We start from the raw sequence: 22,829 nt of genomic DNA on the forward strand, positions 1-22,829 counted from the left end.
AACTATTTAATTGAAAAGTATAAATCCATTTCCCTATTTAAAATCCTAAAAGCTCAATAACCTTTTTTTCAACAAGTCTGTTCTTACCTTTGTAGGGGAAATCATGTATATGAAGTGCCGGATTGAAGTTTAACTCGATGATGCTGTATTTATCTTTGGCTGGACTTGCTTTAATATCCATGATGATAATATCTGCTCCGCATATTTTTGCTCCCACAGCTTTTGCAGCCTTTACAGCAATAGTTTTGTACTCATTGATAATATCATCTGTAAAATCAATACTGTCTCCTCCGGTACTGATATTTGAATTTTCACGAAGATAAACTATTTCATCTTTTTCAGGTACAGAATCAAAATTTTTACTCTGAAAAGCCAGGTATTCCTTTTCAATAAACCCTAATTCTATCTTTTCAAGGGGTGTTACATATCCTTTTCCCCTTAATGGATCCTTGTTCTTTTCCTTAACCAGTTCTGCAATTGAGTGTTTACCATCTCCAGTAACATTTGCAGGTACTCTGTGAAGAATTGCTGCAACTTCTTCACCAATTACTAAAAACCTATATTCTTTTCCTGATATAAATTCTTCGATTAAAACAGAACTGTCATATTTAAATGCCTGCTCTAAAGCAGTTTCAACATCGTTCTCTGAATAAGGATTCTTTAGAATTACTACTCCTTGACCAAAGTTTGTTGATTTAGGCTTAATAACTATATCTTTTCCACGGAAACGTAAAATCTTTGCTTTATAATCATCACCGTGTTTAATTGTTACCCCGTCAGGTACACAAATCTCGTTTTCTCTTAATATTTGCTTCGTAACCTCTTTGTTTTCCATAATTAACGGAGAAATATACGAATCAATTGAAGTACGTGTTGCCTGCTTTAAGTATTCAATTTTCCCTGCTTTTTTTAATCTGATAAAATTATCATCCCAATCTAAAACTTCCACCTCAATATCCCTTTGCATTGCCTCTTTTATAATCATTTGAGTAGATAATTCCAAAGCTTCATAACCCTTCAACATTTTTCAGTTCCTCCCCTGTATTGTTTTTATTTTTGTGTTCCATCGCCTTACTAATTCCATAGGTGATAAAAGTATCTCCCTTTAATTTCATATCATTGATAATTTTATTCGAAGGAAGCAACGTTTTATCTATTAACTTTACAGATTCATTCATAACACATTCCATGTATTTGTTGCTATTTGCGGCATCATCCATAACCTTTGCTATATGAAAGAGTTTACAAAAAATGTACTGTCCCCAATCCTCTAACAGTACTTGCCCACCAGTGTAACGGAAAAGAGAAAGCTTGTTCTTCCGACCTGAAATAGCAATCAAATTATGATTTTTATTCATAAGATTCAGCTCTTTTCTTTTTATATTTTTACTATTTTCAAAAAGACAATAGAGCATAAAAACCTGTAAAAAATACATTTGTTCAATACTAATTCCTGCTCTTTCATAAGGATTAACATCTATAATCCGTACTTCAGCATACCCGACACCTCTTTTTTCAAGAGCATCAAGCTGACTTTCTCCTGTCTCAGTAACTTGCTTCAGACGTATAGCAGAATAAAATTCACTATCTTTTTGCAACACGTTATCGCTAAGCTGAATTTGTTTACCATCTTTGAACATTCCAATTTCTGAGTATTTTTTGCTTTTGGTTTTCATCAATTTTCTGATAGTTTCCAAATATTCAGATTTGCTATTGTAAGAAACTGTGAATTTGCCTTGTTCACCATTGGAATAACCGAATCGACTTACTCGTAAGGAGGTTGCATATTTCTTATAATTGTTTATAGGATTGCAACATTCAGGACAGCATTTTCTAATGGTCTTTAGTTCTTTTTGAATTACAGTATTAAATGTTTTATCTGTTGAAGGAGATGCTCCAAACAGGTATATCAACAACCACCTATATCTCAGGAAATTTCTTGCCATAGAAAAGTATGCTTTATCAATAAACTCATATTTACCTTCTCCATTACCCCAGTATTTGTATAAAACATCGAATAGCTCATCAGTGAAGGAAAAATTAAAATGGATACCTGAAATCATTTGCATTTTTTTACCATAGCGGGTTGCAAGTCCATGTCGGTATATTTCCTTCTCTCTACCTTCGGGGGTGTCATCAAATTTTGCGATTGGAATAATTTCTTCTGAAGGTAATCGTGGAGGCATACTTAATGGCCATAATAATTCATTTTTTAGTTCCTCATTAACTTTTAAAGTTAAGATTTCCAGATACTTATAAACCTCCTCAACAGAAGAAAGAGGTGGTGTTACAAGTTCCAGCTGACTTTCTGAAAAATCAGTAGTAACCTCACTGTTTTGAAGTTTATTTCCAAAGGCTACCGGGTGACTGGTTAACGCTAAATATCCGCTTTTAGTGACTCGCTGAGTTTCTCTTTCAATACCCCATTTACCTTTTAGAAAAATACTGCTGTCTGTTTTCTTGATAATGTCCAATACCTTTTCAAACTTCCAATTCATAATACCCTCTCAATCTATAATCTATATTCTAATGTTTCATAACTATCGAACAGTTACATTAAAAATTTTTTCCCGCTTTAAATATCAGGAAAAAATTATTTTAAAAAGTTTTGTATTTCAAAAATTGCTTCCTTATTTATTTTACAAAGAAAGCTTTGACCTTTTCGTGTATAATTAATTAACCCTGCATTCTGCAACTCTTTAAAATGATGAGAAATAGTTGACCGGGACAAGTTCATACAGCAACAGGCTTTTGTAAAACATTTTTCAATTCCGTCAGTACAGGTATATTCCCCATCCATACATTCGCCTTCTTCACACCACTCGTATAAGGCTTTAAATAAGTTAAATCTTTGTTCACATGAAAGTGCTTTAAATATTTTTACCAAATCTAATGTTTTCATAGTTCTATGGTAATCGAACAGTTAGTAATTGTCAATATTCTTTATTTCATAAAATATTTCTTTCTCCAGAATAAAGCCACATTAACCAATCCAATCATAACAGGCACTTCTACAAGAGGCCCTATAACAGCAGTAAATGCCTCTTTAGACTCAATTCCAAATACAGCAACAGCAACGGCTATAGCAAGTTCAAAGTTATTGCTTGCTGCAGTGAAGGCCAATGTTGTAGTTTTATTATAGTCAATTCCTGATTTATAGCTTATAAAGAAGGATGTTGAGAACATTATTATAAAGTAAATCAGCAATGGTAATGCTACTCTAACAACCTCTAACGGCAGTTGGACAATATATTGTCCCTTATATGTGAACATTACAATTATTGTAAATAGTAACGCTATAAGAGCTAAAGGACTAATTTTAGGAACAAATTTTTTAATATACCATTCTGTACCCTTTATCGGCTCCAATATTAATCTGGTGAGCATCCCAAGGACAAATGGAATACCCAGATAAACAGCTACGGACAGTGCGACTTCTCCCATTGAAATATGCACTTCATACCCTGTAAGTCCAAAAACAGGCGGTAACACTGTTACAAACAAATATGCAAATATTGAATAAAAAACTACTTGGAAAATAGAATTAAATGCAACTAAAGCTGCCGCATATTCGCTATCACCATCAGCAAGACTATTCCAGACAATAACCATTGCTATACATCTGGCAAGGCCAATTAGAATTAATCCTGTCATTAAAGCAGAATCTGATTTCAAGAAAAGAATTGCAAGAACAAACATCAAAATAGGTCCTATTATCCAGTTCTGAACCAATGAAAGTATCAATACCTTTGGGTTTTTAAAAACCTTACCCAGTTCCTTGTAGTTTACCTTTGCCAATGGCGGATACATCATAACAATTAATCCAATTGCAATTGGCAATGACGTTGTTCCAACTGACAGTTTTGATAATAAATTTGCTGCTCCGGGTACTGCCCACCCAAGTACTATACCGCATCCCATTGCAAGGAAAATCCATAGGGTTAAAAATTTATCCAGTATTGATAATTTTGAAGATTTCAAAAATTACTCCCCCTTAATTTATAATCTACAATATAAACTATTGCAAATATTATTTCAAGATTAGCTACAAAAAAACAACTATCCATATATTAATATATTCATGAATAGCTGTTATTAATCCTTAATCCTTACTCCTGCATTCCTTTTCCTTATCTTTATATATACTTAAATTATACTTTTTATAGGCCTTTTTATATTCATCAGCTGCTTTTGAGTATTCACCATTTTTATATAGTCTGTAAGCCTTCAAGGAAGGCTCCAAAATCTCAATTTTCGCCTTGCTTCTCAGTTTGTCTAACCAAGTGTTCAGTTTGTCTGAAACGGAAAATTCCCTTACAAGCATCATTTCCTTATATTCGTCTTTTGGGTGGATTGATTTCGGCTTATCTTTGTACTGCTTGGTATATTCGGCGTATTTTGTGTTGAATTCGTTTTCGTCAAGACTTATACCATACTCTTTTGCAATCGCCGGAACACTCTTTAGCTTTAATATGTATAACTCAACATCTTTTTTGTATTCAGCTTCTGACTTGTAGTCAAGGCCCTGACTGATGCTGGAGCCCTCGCCGCCTGCGCCTTCCAAGCTTGGCTTTACGTATTTATTGTAATAGTCATCTACTTCTTTTTGAGTCGCTTTGTAGCCAGAGTCGTTGTAGAAATAGTCATCTGCAAGTACTTTTTTGATTACTTCTTCTAGAATCAAATCATTAACATCTTCATCGGTTTTTTGCATTAGTGCTGAATTCCCTTTGTTTCTTTCAAAGAAAATATTTTTTTCATCAAGAAAAACGCTGGTTTCAACAATTTTACCGTTTATTTTCAGTGCTTGCTCTCCGAATACATATTTTGAAGCTTTATCGGTCTTCTTAGTCATGATGAACACTGTAGTTACAGTGGCGAGAACAAGCAATAAAATTAAGCTTATACAAATTATCCTATTTCGCTTTACAGATAACTTACCTACACTTAGCATAGTATTTCATCTCCCTTTACACAAATATATAGTTAATATTACAATAAATAATAAAAATTTACAATATTATAAAAAATTAAGCCAACCACCTAGTAAAGATGATTGGCTTAATTTTAAGCATATTGTATATGAGGGAAAATTACAATATTTCAATAATAGCATCTGCCATTGATTTTAGTATAAGGTTGCATGAAGTTGCACCTGCATCAAGAACTCCTCTTGACCTTTCGCCAAGTCTTGCTGCTCTGCCTATCTTCGCCACCATATCCCGTGTTGATTCCTTACCCTTTTCAGCTTCTGTTTTCATGTCCTCCAGTGCAGCTTTAAAATCCTTTCCACCAGCCAAAGCTGCCTTGTACCCTTCAATTGCCGGAACCAGAGTATCCATAAGCGTTTTGTCCCCAACCTTTGCTTTATCAAAAGCCTGCATCCCTTTTAAAGCACCTTCCAAGGTTGCTCCAAAAGCCTCTTTGTCTATATCTTCAACATCCTTGCAGGATTTCGCAAACTCCATAAAGAAGGTTCCGTAAAGAGGGCCCATAGAACCGCCGATTTCCAATATCAATGTTTTGCCCAACACATTAAACCCTTCTGATAAACTTACTTCTTTACCTCCAAGTTTATTCTTTGTCATGGTGAAGCCCTTGTTCATATTAACACCGTGGTCTCCGTCACCTATTAAGCCGTCAACTTCACTCAAGTAAGTCCAATTATCAATAATTGTATTTATGACATTATATACTACTGAAGATGCTCCTGAATTTTTAAAGCTGCTCATAGTCAATTGCTCCTTTCAGATTTAATAATAGCTGCTATTTAAACTGCTTCATTCCAACTGTATCTACTTCTTCGTCTACCAGTTCCTTCAATTCTTCATCGACTTTCATCAATGTAAGGGTAGCACCCATCATTTCAAGGGAAGTGAAGTAGTTGCCCACATAAGACCTGTATACCTTGATACCTTTTGCTGCAAGTATTTCTTCAACTTTGTTGTACAGTATATATAATTCCATTATAGGTGTTGCTCCCAGTCCTGAAACCAGAGCCACTACCTCATCCCCGTCAACAAAAGGATAATCCGGGAGAATAATATCAAGCATTTCCTGAGCCATTTCATCAGCTGTTTTAAGTGCTGAAACAGATATTCCGGGTTCTCCGTGATGTCCGATGCCAACCTCCATTGTTCCCGGTTCAATCTTGAAGTTTGAATGTCCTACCGCAGGTATTGTGCATGAAGTAAGACCAATACCCACGCTTCTTGTATTATCTATGGCTTTTTGTGCAGCAGCTATTACTTCATCAAGGTTTCCTCCTTTAGCTGCTTTAGCTCCGCCAACCTTCCACATTAATATTTCGCCGGCTACACCACGTCTTTTTTCCTTTTCTTCTTTAGGTGCAGAAGCAACATCGTCATTGGCTACAACAGTTTTAACTGTTATACCTTCTTCTTCCGCAAAGGTTGTAGCCATTTTTACATTCATATTGTCTCCGGCGTAGTTTCCATAGAGACATGCTACTCCATTTCCGGAATCTGCTTCTTTCATAGCATCCAGAAATGCTTTGGCTGTGGGCGATGCAAAAATCTCACCTACGGCAACGGCATCTACCATGTTTTTTCCGCAATAACCGATAAAAGCCGGTTTATGCCCTGAGCCTCCTCCGGTAACAACACCCACTTTACCGGGTACAGGAGCATTTTTATATTTAATTGTTCTTGGATTGTCGGTTTTAACAACTATATCAGAATGAGTCTTTAGAAAACCTTCCAGCATATCTTCTACACAATTGAATGGATCATTAATAATTCTTTGCATATTAAAATCCCCCTCTTTTCATTTAATATGAATTTATCTGCAGCTTTTATAAAATTCATTTTCGTATTCTGAAATTTTATTTACTTTTGCTTCTGAACCTCCACCGTCAAATTCACATCCCAACCATAAATTCACCAGTTGCTTTGCAAGCTCTATTCCGATTACTCGTGCACCGAGCGTCATTATCTGCGCATTATTGCTTCTTCTTGAACGCTCAGTTGAGAAGGAATCATGGCAGACGGCAGCTCTGATACCGGGAACTTTATTGGCAGCAATGGCCATTCCTATACCCGTTCCGCAAATCAAAATTCCTCTTTCATGTTTTCCCTCAGCTATTGACTTTGCAACGGCAACGGCAATATCAGGGTATAGAACAGGGTCGGTACTATATACTCCAAAATCTTCAACCTCTAACCCTTTTTCTATTAAAAGCTTCTTTATTACTTCCTTAAATTGAAATCCTGCTTCATCACAGCCTATAGCAATTGACATTTTAATCACCTCTATTTTTATTTGGTTAATAATTTTCTATTTTATAGTAAAGCCTCCATCAATAAGAAGGTTGTGTCCCGTAATCATACCTGCTGCACCACTACAGAGAAATGCTATTGTACCTGCAATTTCATCGGGTTCTGCAAAACGTTCTGATGGCATTTCTTTTTTAAATGCATCTCCAACAGGGCCTTCCCATGCCTTTTTACCCAAGTCGGTAAGAACTACTGTAGGTGAAACTGCGTTTACCCTGATACCGTACTTGCCCCATTCATATGCCATTACCTTTGTCATTGCAATAATTCCGCCCTTGCTGGCACAATATGCAACATGTTTGTCAAGTGCAATAACACCTGCCTGTGATGCCATATTAACTATAGAGCCTTTTTTGCCTGCGTCAATCATATATTTACCAACCGCCTGAGCCATCTTGAAGGAGGCTGTCAGGTTTATGCTTATTGTCTTATCCCACATATTATCATTTAAATTTTCAGCACTATCCAATGCTACTATTCCTGCACAGTTTACAAGAATATCAACACATCCGAAGCTTTTTACTGCCGCATCAATAACAGATTGTCTATAATCCGCATTTGTTATATCACCGGAAACACCTATGCAATTTTCACCCAGTTCATGTGCTATTTTATCTGCTTCTGGATTGAGATCCGCTAAAACACAATTAACACCTTTTCCTGCAAAAAAGTGTGCAGTAGCCAGTCCTATTCCTGCTGCACCTCCTGTGATTATTGCTGTTTTGCCTTGCAACGAGAAATTCAAATCTGCTCCGCAGTATTCCAACATAATTAGACCCTCCATTTAGCTACATTTTATTTATCTTGTACATTTCTGATTATAAGGAAAGGGAGCTTTACTCCCCTCCTTATAACTGGAATTATTTATATTATTGTGCTCTTTGCTTGAATTCTGCTACATTGTTCTTTGTTACGGGTTCGAAATCAATCCAGTATTCTTTGTCAACATTTTCGCCTTTAGCTTTAGCAACAGCAATTTCCAAAGCCTTACTTCCCTGTCCTGCGCCATCTTGGAATATTGAAGCTATTAATGTACCTTTTTCTACTGCGTCCAAAGCATCTGTTATGCCGTCAACACCTATTGTCGGGATATCCAGTTTCTTAGCTTCAATAGCTTTTCTTGCTCCAAGTGCCATTTCATCATTTTCAGCAACAACTGCATCTATCTTGTCAAAAGCCTGCAACCAGTTTTCCATAACTGTCATAGCTTCCGAACGTGACCAGTTAGCTGTCTTTTCTGCCAATACCTTGATGTCGGGATATTTCTTAAGTACATTTTGGATTCCCTCGCTGCGCTCCAACTGAGCTGATTGTCCGAGAGGACCATCAAGTATAACGATATTGCCCTTACCACCCAGCTTATCGGCTACTGCCTGCATTTCCAATTCACCTGCATATACATCCTTTGAACCAACGTAGCTGGTGAGTTTTTCGCTGTCAACACGTGTGTTAACTCCGATTACAGGTATGTTTGCGGCTGCCGCCTTATCAACAGCTACCGCACAGGCCTTTGCATCCTGAGGATTAAGGATAATAGCATTCACTCCGTCAGAAATCATTGTTTCAACCTGATTTATTTGTGTGTTTGGATCATAGTTACCATCATAAATTTTGAGCTCAACCCCTAATTCAGCGGCCTTCTTCTTTGCAGCATTTGAAAGGCGGACTGTGAATTCATTTTTCAGACTGTAAAGTGTCATTCCAACAACAAGTTTTTTGTCAGCCGGTTTGTTAGCTTGAGATGATGTGCTTGAAGACTTGGTTTCGTCCGATGAATTTTTACCAGTGTCAGAAGAACAAGCTGCGAAAGAGATTAGCATTATTACAGCTACTAGCATTGCCACGAGTCTTTTCATTGTTTTCATAACTATTTCTCCTTTAAATTTTAATTTAATAATAAACCGTTTTTTATAAACGGATATTAATCATTAGAACTGTTCAGACTATCCATCATAACAGCGGCAATAATTATCAAACCTTTAATAATTAACTGCCAGTAGGAGGATACTGCCATCATATCCAAACCATTATTCAGAGCTGCTATTATAAGAACACCCACAAGAGTTCCCCACAATCTGCCCTTACCGCCTGCCAAACTGGTTCCTCCCATTACAACAGCTGCAATAGCATCAGTCTCATAGTTTTGTCCTGCCATCGCCAAGCCGGAAGACACACGGGAGGTCAATACTACCCCTGCCAGTCCTGCCAAAACCCCTGCTATCATATATGCCGACCATTTTATCTTCTTGACGTTAATACCTGAAAGACGAGCTGCTTTGGCATTTCCGCCTACTCCAAAAATGTACCTTCCGTATTTAGCCTTGTATATAAGAATACTGCAAATAATAAATACTACTACAAGGATAATAACTGGGATTGGTATAATTCCAACATTACCGCCGCCAATTTTCAGAAACCCTTCACTTAATCCCGGTACCGGTTGTGCATTGCTGGCCAGATAAGTAATTCCTCTGGCGACACTTAACATACCCAACGTTGCCACAAATGCCGGAACTTTAAGCCAAGAGATTACTATTCCGTTCAAACTTCCAAGTATAAAACCTACGCCCAAGCCAACCAAAACTGCTACAAACCAAGGAATACTATGATTTTGAGCAACTAGTGCGGCAAATATTCCTGATGCGCCCAAAATTGAGCCAACAGAAAGATCAATTCCTCCGGTTAATACTACAAAGGTCATACCAAGGGCAAGTAACCCATTAATGGATGCCTGCCGTAACAGGTTAAAAACGTTATTTACATCAAGGAATTTGGGTTTTAGTAAAGCAAAAATCAATATAACCAAAAACAGTCCAATCAATGTTGCAAACTTCTCTAAAAACTGACCTGCAGTCATTTTTCTGTAATTTTTTATATTCTCCATTTTTCATACCCCACTATCACATTTTAGATACAGCAAGTCTCATAATGTTTTCCTGTACAAAATCTTCCCTCGTAAGCTCTCCGCCTAATTTGCGATTGCTGAATACAACAATTCTGTCAGCCATTCCCATAACTTCAGGCATTTCAGAGGAAATCATTATTATAGAATTTCCCTGTGCAACAAAGTCACACATAATCTTATAGATTTCAGATTTAGCACCTACATCAATACCTCGGGTAGGCTCGTCCAATATTAACAGTTTAGGCTTTTTTATCAGCCACTTTGCAAGAACAACCTTTTGTTGGTTTCCTCCGGAAAGAGATGATACTAATTGCTCTTTACCTTGTGTCCTGATACGAAGGGAAGAAATCTGTTTGTTAATCACTTCCTCCTCGGCTTTCATGTCAATCAGATAATTCTTTTCAAAGTCCTTCATGGAAGCCAGTGTAATATTAGTTCCTACACTCATATACGGAACAAGTCCTTCGCCTTTTCTGTCTTCCGTAACAAATGCCAAGCCCTGCTTAATTGCTTCCACAGGCTCCTTGGGATTTAGCTTTTTCCCCTCAAAGATTATTTCACCTTCATCTGCAGGACTTAGACCGAAAAGTGCCTGCATTACTTCAGTACGCCCTGCCCCAACCAATCCTGCAATACCGAGAATTTCTCCTTTTCTGACATCAAAATTTATATCAGAAAATTTGTTTTTAAGTGTCAGATTACGTACTTCCAATACCTTCTCGCCTATGGGAACATGCACCTTGGGATAAATGTCGCTAAGCTCTCTTCCAACCATGTTTTTTATGAGTATTTCATTGTTAATATCTTTAGCCTGCCAGGAATCCACATATCCACCATCTCTAAGCACGGTAATTTCGTCAGAAATTCTGAAAACCTCGTCCATCTTATGAGAAATATATATGATTCCCTTTCCTTCTTTTCTAAGATTGTTTATTATTATGAAAAGGTTATCCACTTCTTTATCAGTAATTGCCGAAGTAGGTTCGTCCATAATAATAATCTCTGCATTAAAGGAAATAGCCTTTGCTATCTCTACAAGCTGCTGGTCAGCAACCTGCAAATTCTGAAGCTTTTCTTTTGGGCTTATATTGTTAATATGAAGCTTTTTTAATAATTCTTCTGTTTGCCTGTACAGTGTTCTATAATCAACAAGCCCGCCTTTTCCGGGTTCACGGCCAAAATATATATTTTCAGCTACTGTCATTCCCGGAATAGGAGACAATTCCTGATGAATCATTGCCACTCCCAGATTTTGAGAATCTGTAGGGGAGTTAATTTCTACAATCTTACCATTGATACTGATGCTTCCTTTATCACTCTTTGTTACCCCGGCAAGGATTTTCATGAGTGTGGATTTTCCGGCTCCATTTTCACCCATAAGGGCATGAACTGAACCCTTTTCCAGTTTAAAATGTACATCATGCAATACATTTACTCCCGTAAAACTTTTGCTGATATCTTTCATTTCAAGTAAGCTCAATAATCACACCTCTTTTCCCATAACCTCTATGAAGTTACTCTTATATATTTTATGTCTCCCGCATTTCATGTTTTAATTATATAATTGAATTAACGCTCCAAAAGGTTTACTATTTTAATATTAAGTTTGATTTTTTATGATTTGAAAAGAAAAAATACATGAACCATCAAAATTCATGTACTACTAAATGTTTTTTTTATTTTCTTATACTTTCCTTTAACGTATAGAATTCTGCCTGTAGGTTACGGGGCTTACACCGAAAGTATTCTTGAAGACCACCGAGAAATATTTTGGATTAATGTACCCGCAAAGGCTGCTCACCTCGCCGATAGGGATGCTTGTATCTGAAAGCATCTGCTTTGCCATAGCCATACGTATACTTGTAATATATTCGTTAAAGCCCATTCCGGTACCCTTTTTAAACAGTGCACTCATGTATGCTGAAGTCCTATCAAATTTTTCCGCCACTATATTTAAATTGATATCACTGGCGGCATTTTCCCTGACATACTCTAATACATCCACTATAAGCTTTTTGTTAGGTACCTCAATACCACCCTCATTAGCCGCCCGATGAACTTGGTTGAGATAGCTGTTTATCTCCTGCTTGAGCTGTAAGAAACTCCATAGTTCAAAAAACGGAAGAGGCTTTACGATACTTTCCGTTCTTGTGCTGTTATACTTTAGAAGCTGACGGTCGATAGATTTAATAAGTTTTGTATAGCTTTGCTCAATAACTGACAGAGACTGTAATGATGGAGGTAACATAATTAGTTTTTCAAAAGAATTAATTATTTCTGCGTTATTAATCTTTGCAAGATTATTGGTTAAATTACCCCAGTCACTCAGCTCATGCCTGACCGTCATAGGTATTTCAGAAAACACCTGAACGTTGTTTCCGTTACGATACAATTTATATTTGGTTGCATCATTGGCAAAATTAAAGGTTTTGTTCAATAATATGGAGCCGTAGGCCACATCACCTATACCTGCAAATACATCTACGAGTAAATATTTCCGAATTAAGCTGCAAATTTTATTCAGTTCCTGCTTAGCGCAAAGGAGCATTGCGTCTCTTTTAAGGCCCTCAAATATGGAAACTATTCTACCTTGTTCATATTGAAAGGTAATAACAAAGTCCTCGCCCATTTCCTGAGTCAGAACTTCATCCGCTATATTTTTTATCGCAAAATCAATATAATCCTTGTTTTCATTATTCACTTGATATTGAATGGTGGCGCATAATAAGAGCTTTTCTTTAAAGCTGACACCCAAATCATAAAGCTCGGACAAATAACGCTTTGCTTCATCTCCATCGGCGGAATCCACTAAATTCTTAAGGAGCTTTTGTTTTACGGTCTCAACAACCTTCTTGTTTTCACTTTCACGTACAAATTTTTCATCAATTCTCTGTTTCTCGTTGGCAAGGCTTTTTACATAACCTTCAACCATGGCTACCAGTTCCTGCTTTTTAATAGGCTTTAGTACATACTCTTTAACGCCCAGCTTAATAGCAGACTTTGCATATTCAAAATCTGCATATCCTGAAAGAATAATAAAAGTTGGAGAATAGCCTGTTTCTTTGATGTTTTTAATCAAGCTAAGTCCGTCACAGAAGGGCATACGGATGTCAGTAATGACAAGCTGAGGTAAATGCTCTTTACATAGTTTGAGTGCCTCTATACCATTTTCGGCCTCATAGCAGCAAATATCAATATGTGCCAGTTCTCTTTTGAGTATTACAATTATACCCTTACGTATAACATCCTCATCATCTGCCACCAATATTTTAAACATCTTCTTCCCCTCCGTTTTGAATTCCTGATTCAACAACAATGGTTAAAGTAATTTTTGTTCCGCCATTTTGTTCGCTCTCGATGTGCATTCCGCTTCCGGCAGGACAAATCATCCCCACACGCTGATTTACATTAATAATACCAATTGAGTTTTTTGACTTAATTTTATTATAAATTGATTTGTTTTGTGCAATACAATCATTAATTTCTTCAAGACGTTCAATTCCCATTCCCTTGCCATTATCTTCAACAGATATAATAAGCTTGTTTTCCTTCATAAAAACGTTAACATATATCTCCCATGGCGGAAGCAAATCCTTAAAGCCATGTATAAAGCAATTTTCAACCAGTGGCTGAAGTATCAGTTTGGGAATCATAATATTTCTTAAATGTTCGGGGCATTCCATTTGAAAGATTAGCCTTTTGTTAAATCGCATCCTCATAATCTCTATATACTGCTCGATATTATTGAGTTCTTCACTAATTTTTACTTTCGGGCTTTCCCAATGCAGGCTGTAACGCATTAAATCTCCCAGATTTGCCAGTTCGTTTGCCACTACATAATACTCGTCTATTTCGCATTGCATTCTCATATTTTCAAGGGTATTATAGAGAAAATGAGGGTTTATCTGTGCTTGAAGGGCGTGTATTTCTGCTTCTCTTTGTGCTTTCTCTTTTTGAACCATTGAAACAAGCAGGCCCTGAAGTCTTTCTGCCATATGATTAAAGCTCTCTGATATTCTGGAAATTTCATTAACCCCATCCACCTTTATACGCACATCAAAACGACCCGCTTCAATATGTGTAATCATTTTATCAATTTCTTTGAGCTTTCTGAAAAAGATTCTGGCTGCTACATTGGTAAAAACTACTACAAACACAATACTGAGAATGGCAATCAAAACCAAAAGAGTATCTACTCCTGTAGTGGAAGCAAGAATTTTCTTCTTGTCCATAACTGCAACTCTGGTCAAGCCCGTAGTATCATCCTTGTCATATGCAATAAGATAATCTGCGTCACCCACTGTAATATCCGATGTACCTGATTTTTTAGGGAACTTTATTGCGTCAAATTCCTTCATGCTTTTATCATCCGAGGCAAAAACCAGTTTTTGGTTACGGTCAAAAATCAGATATTTCACTTCGGATGCCTGACTTAAAAGCTCGCTAGAATCAACAAGCTTGCTTATGGTCATATCTACTTCTATAAGGCCGATACACTTTTTTGTACGAATATCTGATATTTTTTGGTAAATAGGTAATACCAATTCTTCTTTATTTTCAAGCTCTTCATAATTAACAAGGTTTCCGAGAGTTCTGTCATATACACGTACGTTCCCGTATATATGTTCACTGTTGCTTTGCATAATTTCAGAATAATAATCGCGGTCAAATAGTCTGTCTATGTGATATGACCAATCAAAAAATTCGTCAATCTGTTTATTTGAAGAATATATAACAAGTCTGTTGAATTGATTGGTATATACATAACGTATATTGAGAAGTTCATTTTGAACACTGTAAACATAATAGTTCTTTTCGTGTGTACTTAGATTATTTTCAGGATTTAAATAATACTGGAATTCCTGACTGAAAACCAATTGATTAAGAGCACTGTTCATATTATTTATATTGGAGTTCATGTTGCTATCCAGCTTTTTTAAATTTTCTTGTACCTTTTTATTTGCTTCTTTCAAAAGATTATCTCTGACAATTTCAAAATATGATGCGGTTGTCACTATTGCAGGAATTATCATTATTAGTGAGAAAACAATAGTAACCTGCCATACCAGACTAAGTCTTGTAAGCTTTTTAATCAGTGTTTTCATAATCACACATCGTCCTATCTTGGTTATTTGAAATGTAGTAGACTATATTTATGATTTTATGTTAATTTTAAATTAAAAGCAAGTTATGTAAGCAATTAAAGGTTAAAACAGCCTAAATATCCTTGACTTTAGATTTCAAGCAAAATATTTCCTCCTGCATTTTATTAATTTTTCCAAGGTTCTCTATATTTTTTATCTGTAATTCATTATAGTCTGATTGAAGCTTAATCAACTCTGCTTTTTTATTCAACTCTGCATCTAACTTTATTTTGGATTCAAACTCTTTCAATTCTTCTGTTCTCTTATTATTTAATTCATTTAAATCTTCATGTAATTGAGTCACTTTTTTATTCAATAAATCATTTTCAAAGTCTTTATCTTTTAATATTTTGTTTAGCCTGTCAATTTCTTTTGATAATTTATCTGTTTCTGATTTAAGAACGTGGTTCTCGGTTTCGGTACTTCTCAAAACATTTATCTGCTCTAAGAGATCAAGATTTCGTTTATTTAATGAATTTATTTCATTTTTACTAGCTGCATCCTTCTGCTGAAATTCTTCAATTGTACTCATCAACTTCTCTTTTTCTAAGGACAGTCCGTTATTAGCAAGCTCCAAAATGTTGTTCTTTTCTTGTAATACGGATAAATTATTCTTCAGTGTCTCAATTTCAACCTTCATGTTTTCGAATTTTTGCTCATAGAAACTTTTTATACTTCCGATAGTGTCCTGACTTTTTACCGTAATAGTAGTAAATACATTTAATATATCATTTAAGCTTGAGGATATGAGGTTAATCTCATTTGCAAAGTTTATATTCTCTTCTCTGTGTTTTTGAGTATCATTTTGAGCATAACTTGTAATCATATTCTCCAAAAGCTGCTTTTTTGTGAACCCTTTTTCTTTAATAAGGATATTAAATATTTCTTTATATTGATTATCAACTCTTACACTTAGTGGATTATTGTTATTTATTATTAAATCATCAGAATTTTGCACCTTTTCATTATTTTCATTCAAAATTATCACCCTTTTTTAATAAAAATTTATTTTAAGGTAATTTTATATAATATTTTTCTCTGTGTCAACAATATAACACTAAACGTTTACATGAATTAACCAAACAAACTACTGTAAACATATAAATGGTTGTATACATTTGTATACACATCTGAATGTTACACAATGTAGTTTTGTAACATTCGGAATGGCTTAAAATCAGGGCTTTGGGGCAATTAAAAAAATTAACACATATTGAATGTTACATATTGTTGGTTTATAATATGATTAGTAACCAAGTTGTTTTTGAGCAACTAAATTGGATTCTGTTTCCAAAATACGAAAAAACTTTGTGGTAGAAGATAAGGAGAAAAATGAATACTGTTGAACCCATCAGAGAAATTAAAGTAATAAGAAATATACGTTCCATACTAAAAAGTCAATCTGTCAGAAATGAACTTCTTTTTATTTTAGGCATAAATGTGGGCCTTAGAATAAGTGATATATTGAAACTAAAAATATCTGATATTCTGAAATCAAATAAAGCACCTAAAGATCATGTTGTAATTACCGAAAAGAAAACCGGTAAAACAAAGAAATTCTATTTAGGTGATATTGTGAAAAAAGTTATTGAATCATATATTAAAGAAAATCCTTCAGTTGATATGGACAGTTTTGTTTTTGTCAGCCGTAAGGGCAGCAACTCCCCCATTACACGGCAACAGGCCTATAGAATATTAAACGGTGCAGCTGAAGCATTAGGCCTGGTAGAAAGAGATGACTTAGGAATCATAGTTACAGGTGAAATTGGCACTCATACCCTTAGAAAAACCTTTGGGTATCATGCTTTTCAAAATGGAACTTCCTTAGAACTGCTAATGGATATTTTCAATCATTCCTCGAAATCCCAAACCTTGAGATATATTGGGATTACAGAGGAACAGAAAAAGGATGTTTATTTACAGTCCAATCTGGGATAATTTATAAAAAAACTGCCACAAAACAATTTTGAAATCGTTGTTTTGTGGCAAGGAATTTTATACTTCTTTTATTTCTTTTTTTCTTCCGCTGAATAAAACTGATAATATAATACTTGACGCAAGTATAAAGAATATTATTCCCAATGAAAGTTCTATAGGAATTTTAATGTCAAACATAAGCACTGACAGCTTAACTCCCGTGAATACAAGAATCATCGCCACACCGTACTTAACATACTTGAATTTTTCATGGAGATTACCAAGTACAAAGTACATACTTCTAAGTCCCATTATGGCAAATATGTTTGAAGTGTAAACAATAAAAGGATCAGTAGTTACAGAAAAAATAGCAGGGATTGAGTCTACAGCGAATATAATATCCGTAAATTCTATTAAAATCAGAACAGCAAACAAAGGTGTAGCATACAAAATTTTGTTCTTTCTTACGAAAAATTTATCCCCTTCCACCTTGTCAGTAACCGGAATGATTTTTCCAAGAACCTTTATAATCTTACTATCCTTTACCGAGTCATTTTCTTCATTCTTAAAAATCATTCTTACGCCGCTGATAATTAGAATAGCTCCAAATACATAGAGAATCCAATGGAACATATTAACAATTGTAACTCCCAGTAAAACGAATATAAGCCTTAGTATCAGTGCTCCGATTATACCGTAGTTCAGTATTCTTCTTTGATATTCCTGCTTTATGCCAAAGCTGCTGAATACCATAATAAATAGAAAAAGATTATCAATGCTTAAGCTTTTTTCTATTACAAAGCCACCCAGAAATTCCAATGCCGATTCCTTGCCCATAAATAAGTATATTCCGGCATTAAAGGCTAAAGCCAACCCTATCCAGAACCCAACCCACTTTAGTGCTTTTTTTGTAGACATTTAATATCCTCCTGTTTTTTAAAATTTATATAAAAAAAGACTTTTAACATAATCAGTTTCTGATTATGTTAAAAGTCTCGTTAACCGTATAGGAAACTAAGCCAGATGCGTTGCATCATGTATGTTGACTTAGTTATTTAATAACTACTCCCCTTTAACGGATTCATTATAATATACAAACCGTATATTCGTCTATTAAGAGAATGTTAATTGTATGTTAATTAATTCTTTTTCCCTGATGAACTCAGCAATTTTTCTGGCAGCCAATGCGCCCTGACCAACTGCGGTAGCTATCTGCTTGAAGCCTCCTGCGCAGTCGCCTGCCGCAAATAGACTCAGAACATCATACATCATTTCATAAAACCCCCTCCAGCTCTTTTTCGAATAATTCCCAGCCAACCCGTTCTACTGTATATCTGAAACGCTCACCCTTTTTCCCGTGTTTTTCAAAAAATCCAAGAGTAATATCTACAATTTCAAACAGCTTATCGTTTGTAAATACTATGGGGAAAAGCTGTTTTCCTATTGCTATTCTGTTTCCGAACAGACCACCGAAGTAAACAATAAGGCCGCTTATACCCTCCCATGCTCCTTTAGGACATACTTTTACACATCTTCCGCAATACTTACATGCAGAGGCAGCGTAGGAAAACTCTTTTGCGGTTTTATTTATAGTTATAGCTCCATGTCGGCAAGCATTCTCACACAGACCGCAATAGATGCAATTATCCTTATTCCAATTTGGTTTTACAGCTCCCTTGACCCCAAGATCATTTTCTTCAGCTTTAAGACAGTTATTACTGCAAGCCGTAATACCAAGCTTGAACTTATGAGGTAAATCCTTGCCGTAATACCTCTTTCCAAACTCATTTGCAAGGTCTGTGGAATCTATAAGTCCATTACGACATACGCCGTTTCCCTGACAGGCTGTAATGGTTCTCACTCTTGGCCCGCTGGCTGCAGGATACAGTTTTGCCTCAGCAAGCTCCTGCTTTACTGCTTCAATGTCTTCTAATTTAATAAACGGGATTTCAATACTTTGTCTGGAAGTCATATGTATATAACCTTGTCCGTACTTACTTGCAATTTCATTTACTTTTTGCAGTTGTTCTGCCTGAATCCGTCCGCCCACAATACCCAATCTCATAGAAAAGTTATTTTTTTGAATCTGCTGAATGAAACCGCCTTTTTTTAGTTCATTGTAATCTACCTGTTCCATATCTTCTCAACTCCGCTATTATTATAATTTTTTAAATAAGCCAAATAGTGAATCAACAACCGCCCCGATATCTGAATACTTGATATTTTCATCAGGCACATAGCTGTCAAATGGTGATTCTCCTATATTAACAATTAATATTTCGTTATTTTCATTCAGTAACTTTAGCTTTTCTGCTTCATAATCATCCAAATTGAATACAGAGGTAATAAATATTTGTCCTGCATCGGTAAATATTCTGCCAATTTCACCAAGCTTTGCTATCTGGCTGTCCCTGTCACCGGAAGCATCTTCAAGTCCTGCTATACCGAGATAATTGGTAACATAATTCGATTTGAACAATTTGTACTCAAGTTCTTTTCCGATTTGGTGTAAGGAATGTGAATATTCTTCATTACCGGAGGTTAATACAACGAACTTGGCTTTGTGCCGGTAAATATCTTCTCTCAAATTTGAAGAAACCAGTCCCTGTTCCCAGTTGAATTCTCTTTCATTAATATGACTCCGGTGCGTTATACCGCTTTCGGAAGTACCCTCTTGAATAATTCCGCCGCCTGAAATCTCATAATTATCCACAATAACAAATCTACCAGTCATTTCCATTTGAGAAATAGGGTCAAAAGGAATAGGTTTGACGGTTTCAAGTATGCACTCAGCAACATCGTGTCTTTCAACCTGTTCCTTGAAGGTATCTATATTCAGTTCTGCTGCATCAATTATATTCAAAATTTCCGCCAGCTTTACCGTAATCCTTAGAGTTCCTATTTTGAGTTTATAATTCTTATTTTTAATCAGCGGAAATTTGCCTACCCAAAAAATATTTACTCTGAAACGTGAGCTTAAAACAGGCTGAATTTCATCTGCCCTGACCATTAACTCTCCTGATTTTATGTATATCTGCGTTTTCAGTGTTACACCTATTGCCTGTCCGGCATCGGCTTTATCCGCCGGAGATACATTAAAGCCCTCAATACTGTTTACAATACTTTTTTTCTTTGAAGGCAGGAATAAAACCTCATCTCCAGCCTTTAATGTTCCGCTGAGAATAGTACCTGCAACAATTCTTCGATCATCATTTTCCTCAGTAAATTTGTAGATATCCTGTACGGGCATACGGAAGGGCAGTTGGCTATCTTCCTTTCTGTTGGCGAAGGAATCTAATTGCGTCAGTACTGTAGGCCCCTTATACCAAGGTGTAAATTCGGATTTCTCTGCAATGTTGTCTCCGTTAAATGCACTTATGGGAATGAAGTTTATTGGTTTTATATTAATTTTGTTAAGGAATTCTGTAAACTCTTCGGTTATAGAATTAAAAACATCTCCATTAAAATCTACCAAATCCATTTTATTAACCAAAACCACAACCTGCTTAATACCAAGCATTGAAACAATGTGTCCGTGACGTTTTGAGTTCTCTTTGATTCCTTCATTGGCGTCTATTACCAGAAGTGCTGCTTCTGCTCTGGATGCACCTGTTACCATGTTTTTCAGGAATTCTATATGTCCCGGTGCATCTATAATAATGTAGTCTCTTTTATTTGTTTTAAAAAAACATCTGGCAGTATCAATTGTGATTCCCTGTGCCTGTTCATCTTTTAGCGCATCTAAAAGAAATGCATATTCAAAGGGTCTGGAATTCTTCCTGCAGTATTCTTTAACCAATTCCAGCTTACCTTCGGGAAGTGAACCTGTATCTGCCAGCAATCTGCCTATTACGGTACTCTTTCCATGGTCCACGTGTCCTACAATAACTATGTTCATTTGCTCTTTGTTGTCCATATTACATATAACCTCCCCTACGAAGTGTTTCAAGTCCGCCACCGTCATCTTTATCCTGTGCACGGCCGGATCTTTCTGCTATATTTGCAAATTTACCGCTTTTTAACTCTTGGATTATCTCGCTCACATTTTTCGCTGTAGATTCTACAGGAGATGTGCATGGGTAGCATCCAAGGGATCTATAACGTTTTCCGCTGCCCTGATCGAAATATAGCGATGTAATGGGAATATTCTCCCTTTCTATGTATTCCCAAATATTCAGTTCCGTCCAATCCAATAGAGGATGTATTCTGATATGTGTTCCCGGAGCAAAATCCGTTTTAAACTGATTCCAGAATTCCGGCGGTTGATCTCCCACATCCCAGTCGTTTTCCTTGTCTCTTGGTGAAAAATATCTTTCTTTTGAGCGGCTGCCTTCTTCGTCCGCCCTTACACCTACAATAACTCCTGTATATTGCTCTCTCTTTGAATCCAGAACATATTTGCCCTTGGCGTGGTCTAAAGAATATCTGTTCCATTCACCTGACAGTGTATTTTTTAATGCTTCTGATTTAAGCTGTTGGCAGCAGCTTATACGGTCTGCATTTCCGTCCGGAAAGGTTTTTTTCTGTGCCAGTGCTTCACTGTTTTCCCCATAAACCATGGTAAGTTTCCACTTTAACGCCAAATCGTCTCTGTATTTTATCATTTCAGGAATCTTATAATGTGTATCAATATGTACAAGGGGCATAGGTACATGTCCAAAAAATGCTTTTCTTGCCAGCCATAAAAGAACAGTACTATCCTTTCCTATAGACCAGAGCATACATATGTTTTTAAATTCTCTATATGCTTCTCTCAGTATGTAAACACTCTGTGCCTCCAATTTATCCAAGTGATTCATAACCAACCTCCATATAATGAATATTATTAAACTTCTCTAATGATTTGCAGAATGTGCTGTTCCCAAATGGAGACCGCACTCTTTTTTATCAGGATCCTCCCACCACCATCTTCCGCTTCGTATATCTGCCCCGGGTTGTACGGCTCTGGTACAGGGCTGACATCCGATACTTCGGAATCCGTTCCGGTACAAATTACTGTAAGGAATGTTATGAGCTTTTATATATTCCCATACATCTTCTTCTGACCAAAATACTATTGGGTTAATTTTGTAAATAGAATTGCCGTTATCCCACTCAAATATTTCCACGTCTTGTCTGGTAGGCGATTGTTCTCTTCTCAGACCACAAATCCATCCGTCCACAGTGCTGAGTACTCTTTTAAGAGGTTTGACCTTTCTGATTTCACAGCATTTTTTTCTGGAATCCACACTTTCATAGAAAAAATTCGGGCCTAGCTTTGAAACAGCTTCTTCGATATCTTCCCTTTCAGGAGCATATACTTCGTAGGTAAATTTATAAGAGCGCATTGTTTCTTCCATCAGGTCATAGGTTTTTTGAAAATGTCTTCCCGTATCAATGAAAAATATCCTCGCCTTGGGGTTAACATTTAAAATCATATGTGTAAGTACCTGATCCTCTATGGACATGCTGGAAGCCAGTGCTATATTGGAAGGCCCCATTGTTTCCAGAATATAACTGATAGCCTCTGCCCCATTCTTCTTTTCAGAGTTTAATGCTTTTAAATCTAGTTCTCTCATTTTTACTTCT

22 protein-coding genes are annotated in these 22,829 nt (G+C 36.1%); 1 reads left to right on the plus strand and 21 read right to left on the minus strand.

What is annotated here, in order from left to right; genetic code table 11:
• Positions 1-37: 37 nt before the first annotated feature.
• From gshAB to P0092_RS11375, 15 genes are all read right to left on the minus strand, one after another.
• The gene (gene gshAB / locus P0092_RS11305) at positions 38-1,024 is read right to left on the minus strand and encodes a bifunctional glutamate--cysteine ligase GshA/glutathione synthetase GshB (RefSeq protein ID WP_004619402.1); all 987 of its coding nucleotides are present in this window, start codon (positions 1,022-1,024) and stop codon (positions 38-40) included.
• The gene (gene gshA / locus P0092_RS11310) at positions 1,008-2,498 is read right to left on the minus strand and encodes a glutamate--cysteine ligase (protein WP_004619400.1); all 1,491 of its coding nucleotides are present in this window, start codon (positions 2,496-2,498) and stop codon (positions 1,008-1,010) included. Before gshA ends, gshAB begins: the two co-directional genes overlap by 17 nt.
• 95 nt (positions 2,499-2,593) lie before the next feature.
• Positions 2,594-2,902, minus strand: coding sequence for an ArsR/SmtB family transcription factor (locus P0092_RS11315; RefSeq protein WP_004619398.1), 309 nt, complete (start codon positions 2,900-2,902; stop codon positions 2,594-2,596).
• A gap of 41 nt (positions 2,903-2,943) precedes the next feature.
• Positions 2,944-3,981: an ACR3 family arsenite efflux transporter gene (arsB, locus tag P0092_RS11320; RefSeq protein WP_004619395.1), complete on the minus strand. Its 1,038-nt coding sequence runs from the start codon at positions 3,979-3,981 to the stop codon at positions 2,944-2,946.
• A 121-nt stretch (positions 3,982-4,102) separates the two neighbouring features.
• Entirely contained in the window at positions 4,103-4,954 is an 852-nt protein-coding gene (locus P0092_RS11325; protein ID WP_004619393.1) for a hypothetical protein, read from the minus strand.
• Between the two features lie 139 nt (positions 4,955-5,093).
• On the minus strand, positions 5,094-5,732 hold the full coding sequence (gene dhaL, locus P0092_RS11330) for a dihydroxyacetone kinase subunit DhaL (RefSeq protein ID WP_004619391.1): 639 nt from the start codon (positions 5,730-5,732) through the stop codon (positions 5,094-5,096).
• 34 nt (positions 5,733-5,766) lie between these two features.
• A complete protein-coding gene (locus tag P0092_RS11335) occupies positions 5,767-6,768 on the minus strand; it encodes a dihydroxyacetone kinase subunit DhaK (RefSeq protein ID WP_004619389.1) in 1,002 nt (333 codons plus the stop codon).
• Between the two features lie 33 nt (positions 6,769-6,801).
• A complete protein-coding gene (rpiB, locus tag P0092_RS11340) occupies positions 6,802-7,260 on the minus strand; it encodes a ribose 5-phosphate isomerase B (RefSeq protein ID WP_004619387.1) in 459 nt (152 codons plus the stop codon).
• A 36-nt stretch (positions 7,261-7,296) separates the two neighbouring features.
• Positions 7,297-8,064 (minus strand): GolD/DthD family dehydrogenase, encoded by a 768-nt coding sequence (locus tag P0092_RS11345; protein ID WP_004619385.1) that lies wholly within the window; start codon positions 8,062-8,064, stop codon positions 7,297-7,299.
• 100 nt (positions 8,065-8,164) lie between these two features.
• Positions 8,165-9,160 carry a substrate-binding domain-containing protein gene (locus P0092_RS11350; RefSeq protein WP_004619383.1) on the minus strand — a complete coding sequence of 332 codons (996 nt, stop codon included), beginning with the start codon at positions 9,158-9,160 and terminating at the stop codon, positions 8,165-8,167.
• A 56-nt stretch (positions 9,161-9,216) separates the two neighbouring features.
• The gene (locus tag P0092_RS11355; RefSeq protein ID WP_004619382.1) at positions 9,217-10,179 is read right to left on the minus strand and encodes an ABC transporter permease; all 963 of its coding nucleotides are present in this window, start codon (positions 10,177-10,179) and stop codon (positions 9,217-9,219) included.
• 16 nt (positions 10,180-10,195) lie between these two features.
• Positions 10,196-11,680, minus strand: a complete 1,485-nt coding sequence (locus tag P0092_RS11360; RefSeq protein WP_004619381.1) for a sugar ABC transporter ATP-binding protein — start codon at positions 11,678-11,680, stop codon at positions 10,196-10,198.
• 216 nt (positions 11,681-11,896) lie between these two features.
• Positions 11,897-13,477: a response regulator transcription factor gene (locus tag P0092_RS11365; RefSeq protein ID WP_004619380.1), complete on the minus strand. Its 1,581-nt coding sequence runs from the start codon at positions 13,475-13,477 to the stop codon at positions 11,897-11,899.
• Entirely contained in the window at positions 13,470-15,305 is a 1,836-nt protein-coding gene (locus tag P0092_RS11370) for a sensor histidine kinase (protein WP_004619379.1), read from the minus strand. The genes P0092_RS11365 and P0092_RS11370 overlap by 8 nt, the downstream gene beginning before the upstream one ends.
• Positions 15,306-15,417: 112 nt before the next feature.
• Positions 15,418-16,323 carry a hypothetical protein gene (locus tag P0092_RS11375; RefSeq protein ID WP_004619378.1) on the minus strand — a complete coding sequence of 302 codons (906 nt, stop codon included), beginning with the start codon at positions 16,321-16,323 and terminating at the stop codon, positions 15,418-15,420.
• Positions 16,324-16,676: 353 nt separating this feature from the next.
• Here P0092_RS11375 and P0092_RS11380 point away from each other — a divergent pair, with 353 nt between their 5' ends.
• Positions 16,677-17,282, plus strand: a complete 606-nt coding sequence (locus P0092_RS11380) for a tyrosine-type recombinase/integrase (protein WP_004619377.1) — start codon at positions 16,677-16,679, stop codon at positions 17,280-17,282.
• Between the two features lie 57 nt (positions 17,283-17,339).
• Here P0092_RS11380 and P0092_RS11385 read toward each other — a convergent pair whose 3' ends face one another.
• The 6 genes from P0092_RS11385 to P0092_RS11410 form a co-directional block, all read right to left on the minus strand.
• Positions 17,340-18,179, minus strand: coding sequence for a TerC family protein (locus P0092_RS11385; RefSeq protein ID WP_004619376.1), 840 nt, complete (start codon positions 18,177-18,179; stop codon positions 17,340-17,342).
• Positions 18,180-18,374: 195 nt separating this feature from the next.
• The gene (locus P0092_RS11390) at positions 18,375-18,533 is read right to left on the minus strand and encodes a hypothetical protein (protein WP_479692054.1); all 159 of its coding nucleotides are present in this window, start codon (positions 18,531-18,533) and stop codon (positions 18,375-18,377) included.
• Position 18,534: 1 nt separating this feature from the next.
• Positions 18,535-19,398, minus strand: a complete 864-nt coding sequence (locus P0092_RS11395) for a 4Fe-4S binding protein (RefSeq protein ID WP_004619375.1) — start codon at positions 19,396-19,398, stop codon at positions 18,535-18,537.
• Between the two features lie 21 nt (positions 19,399-19,419).
• Entirely contained in the window at positions 19,420-21,177 is a 1,758-nt protein-coding gene (locus tag P0092_RS11400; RefSeq protein ID WP_004619374.1) for a sulfate adenylyltransferase subunit 1, read from the minus strand.
• A 1-nt stretch (position 21,178) separates the two neighbouring features.
• On the minus strand, positions 21,179-22,060 hold the full coding sequence (gene cysD, locus P0092_RS11405; RefSeq protein ID WP_004619373.1) for a sulfate adenylyltransferase subunit CysD: 882 nt from the start codon (positions 22,058-22,060) through the stop codon (positions 21,179-21,181).
• 36 nt (positions 22,061-22,096) lie between these two features.
• Complete coding sequence (locus P0092_RS11410) at positions 22,097-22,819, minus strand: phosphoadenylyl-sulfate reductase (protein WP_004619372.1); 723 nt, start codon at positions 22,817-22,819, stop codon at positions 22,097-22,099.
• Positions 22,820-22,829: the final 10 nt, after the last annotated feature.

Origin of the sequence: Ruminiclostridium papyrosolvens DSM 2782, assembly GCF_029318685.1 — a bacterium.
Classification (GTDB): domain Bacteria; phylum Bacillota; class Clostridia; order Acetivibrionales; family DSM-1351; genus Ruminiclostridium; species Ruminiclostridium papyrosolvens.

Excerpts from the sequence above, each read along its gene's own strand:
- gshAB (WP_004619402.1), bottom strand. The coding sequence starts at position 1,024 with ATGTTGAAGGGTTATGAAGCTTTGGAATTATCTACTCAAATGATTATA.
- gshA (WP_004619400.1), bottom strand. The coding sequence starts at position 2,498 with ATGAATTGGAAGTTTGAAAAGGTATTGGACATTATCAAGAAAACAGAC.
- P0092_RS11315 (WP_004619398.1), bottom strand. The coding sequence starts at position 2,902 with ATGAAAACATTAGATTTGGTAAAAATATTTAAAGCACTTTCATGTGAA.
- P0092_RS11325 (WP_004619393.1), bottom strand. The coding sequence starts at position 4,954 with ATGCTAAGTGTAGGTAAGTTATCTGTAAAGCGAAATAGGATAATTTGT.
- dhaL (WP_004619391.1), bottom strand. The coding sequence starts at position 5,732 with ATGAGCAGCTTTAAAAATTCAGGAGCATCTTCAGTAGTATATAATGTC.
- P0092_RS11335 (WP_004619389.1), bottom strand. The coding sequence starts at position 6,768 with ATGCAAAGAATTATTAATGATCCATTCAATTGTGTAGAAGATATGCTG.
- rpiB (WP_004619387.1), bottom strand. The coding sequence starts at position 7,260 with ATGTCAATTGCTATAGGCTGTGATGAAGCAGGATTTCAATTTAAGGAA.
- P0092_RS11345 (WP_004619385.1), bottom strand. The coding sequence starts at position 8,064 with ATGTTGGAATACTGCGGAGCAGATTTGAATTTCTCGTTGCAAGGCAAA.
- P0092_RS11350 (WP_004619383.1), bottom strand. The coding sequence starts at position 9,160 with ATGAAAACAATGAAAAGACTCGTGGCAATGCTAGTAGCTGTAATAATG.
- P0092_RS11355 (WP_004619382.1), bottom strand. The coding sequence starts at position 10,179 with ATGGAGAATATAAAAAATTACAGAAAAATGACTGCAGGTCAGTTTTTA.
- P0092_RS11365 (WP_004619380.1), bottom strand. The coding sequence starts at position 13,477 with ATGTTTAAAATATTGGTGGCAGATGATGAGGATGTTATACGTAAGGGT.
- P0092_RS11370 (WP_004619379.1), bottom strand. The coding sequence starts at position 15,305 with ATGAAAACACTGATTAAAAAGCTTACAAGACTTAGTCTGGTATGGCAG.
- P0092_RS11380 (WP_004619377.1), top strand. The coding sequence starts at position 16,677 with ATGAATACTGTTGAACCCATCAGAGAAATTAAAGTAATAAGAAATATA.
- P0092_RS11385 (WP_004619376.1), bottom strand. The coding sequence starts at position 18,179 with ATGTCTACAAAAAAAGCACTAAAGTGGGTTGGGTTCTGGATAGGGTTG.
- P0092_RS11390 (WP_479692054.1), bottom strand. The coding sequence starts at position 18,533 with ATGATGTATGATGTTCTGAGTCTATTTGCGGCAGGCGACTGCGCAGGA.
- P0092_RS11395 (WP_004619375.1), bottom strand. The coding sequence starts at position 19,398 with ATGGAACAGGTAGATTACAATGAACTAAAAAAAGGCGGTTTCATTCAG.
- P0092_RS11400 (WP_004619374.1), bottom strand. The coding sequence starts at position 21,177 with ATGGACAACAAAGAGCAAATGAACATAGTTATTGTAGGACACGTGGAC.
- cysD (WP_004619373.1), bottom strand. The coding sequence starts at position 22,060 with ATGAATCACTTGGATAAATTGGAGGCACAGAGTGTTTACATACTGAGA.
- P0092_RS11410 (WP_004619372.1), bottom strand. The coding sequence starts at position 22,819 with ATGAGAGAACTAGATTTAAAAGCATTAAACTCTGAAAAGAAGAATGGG.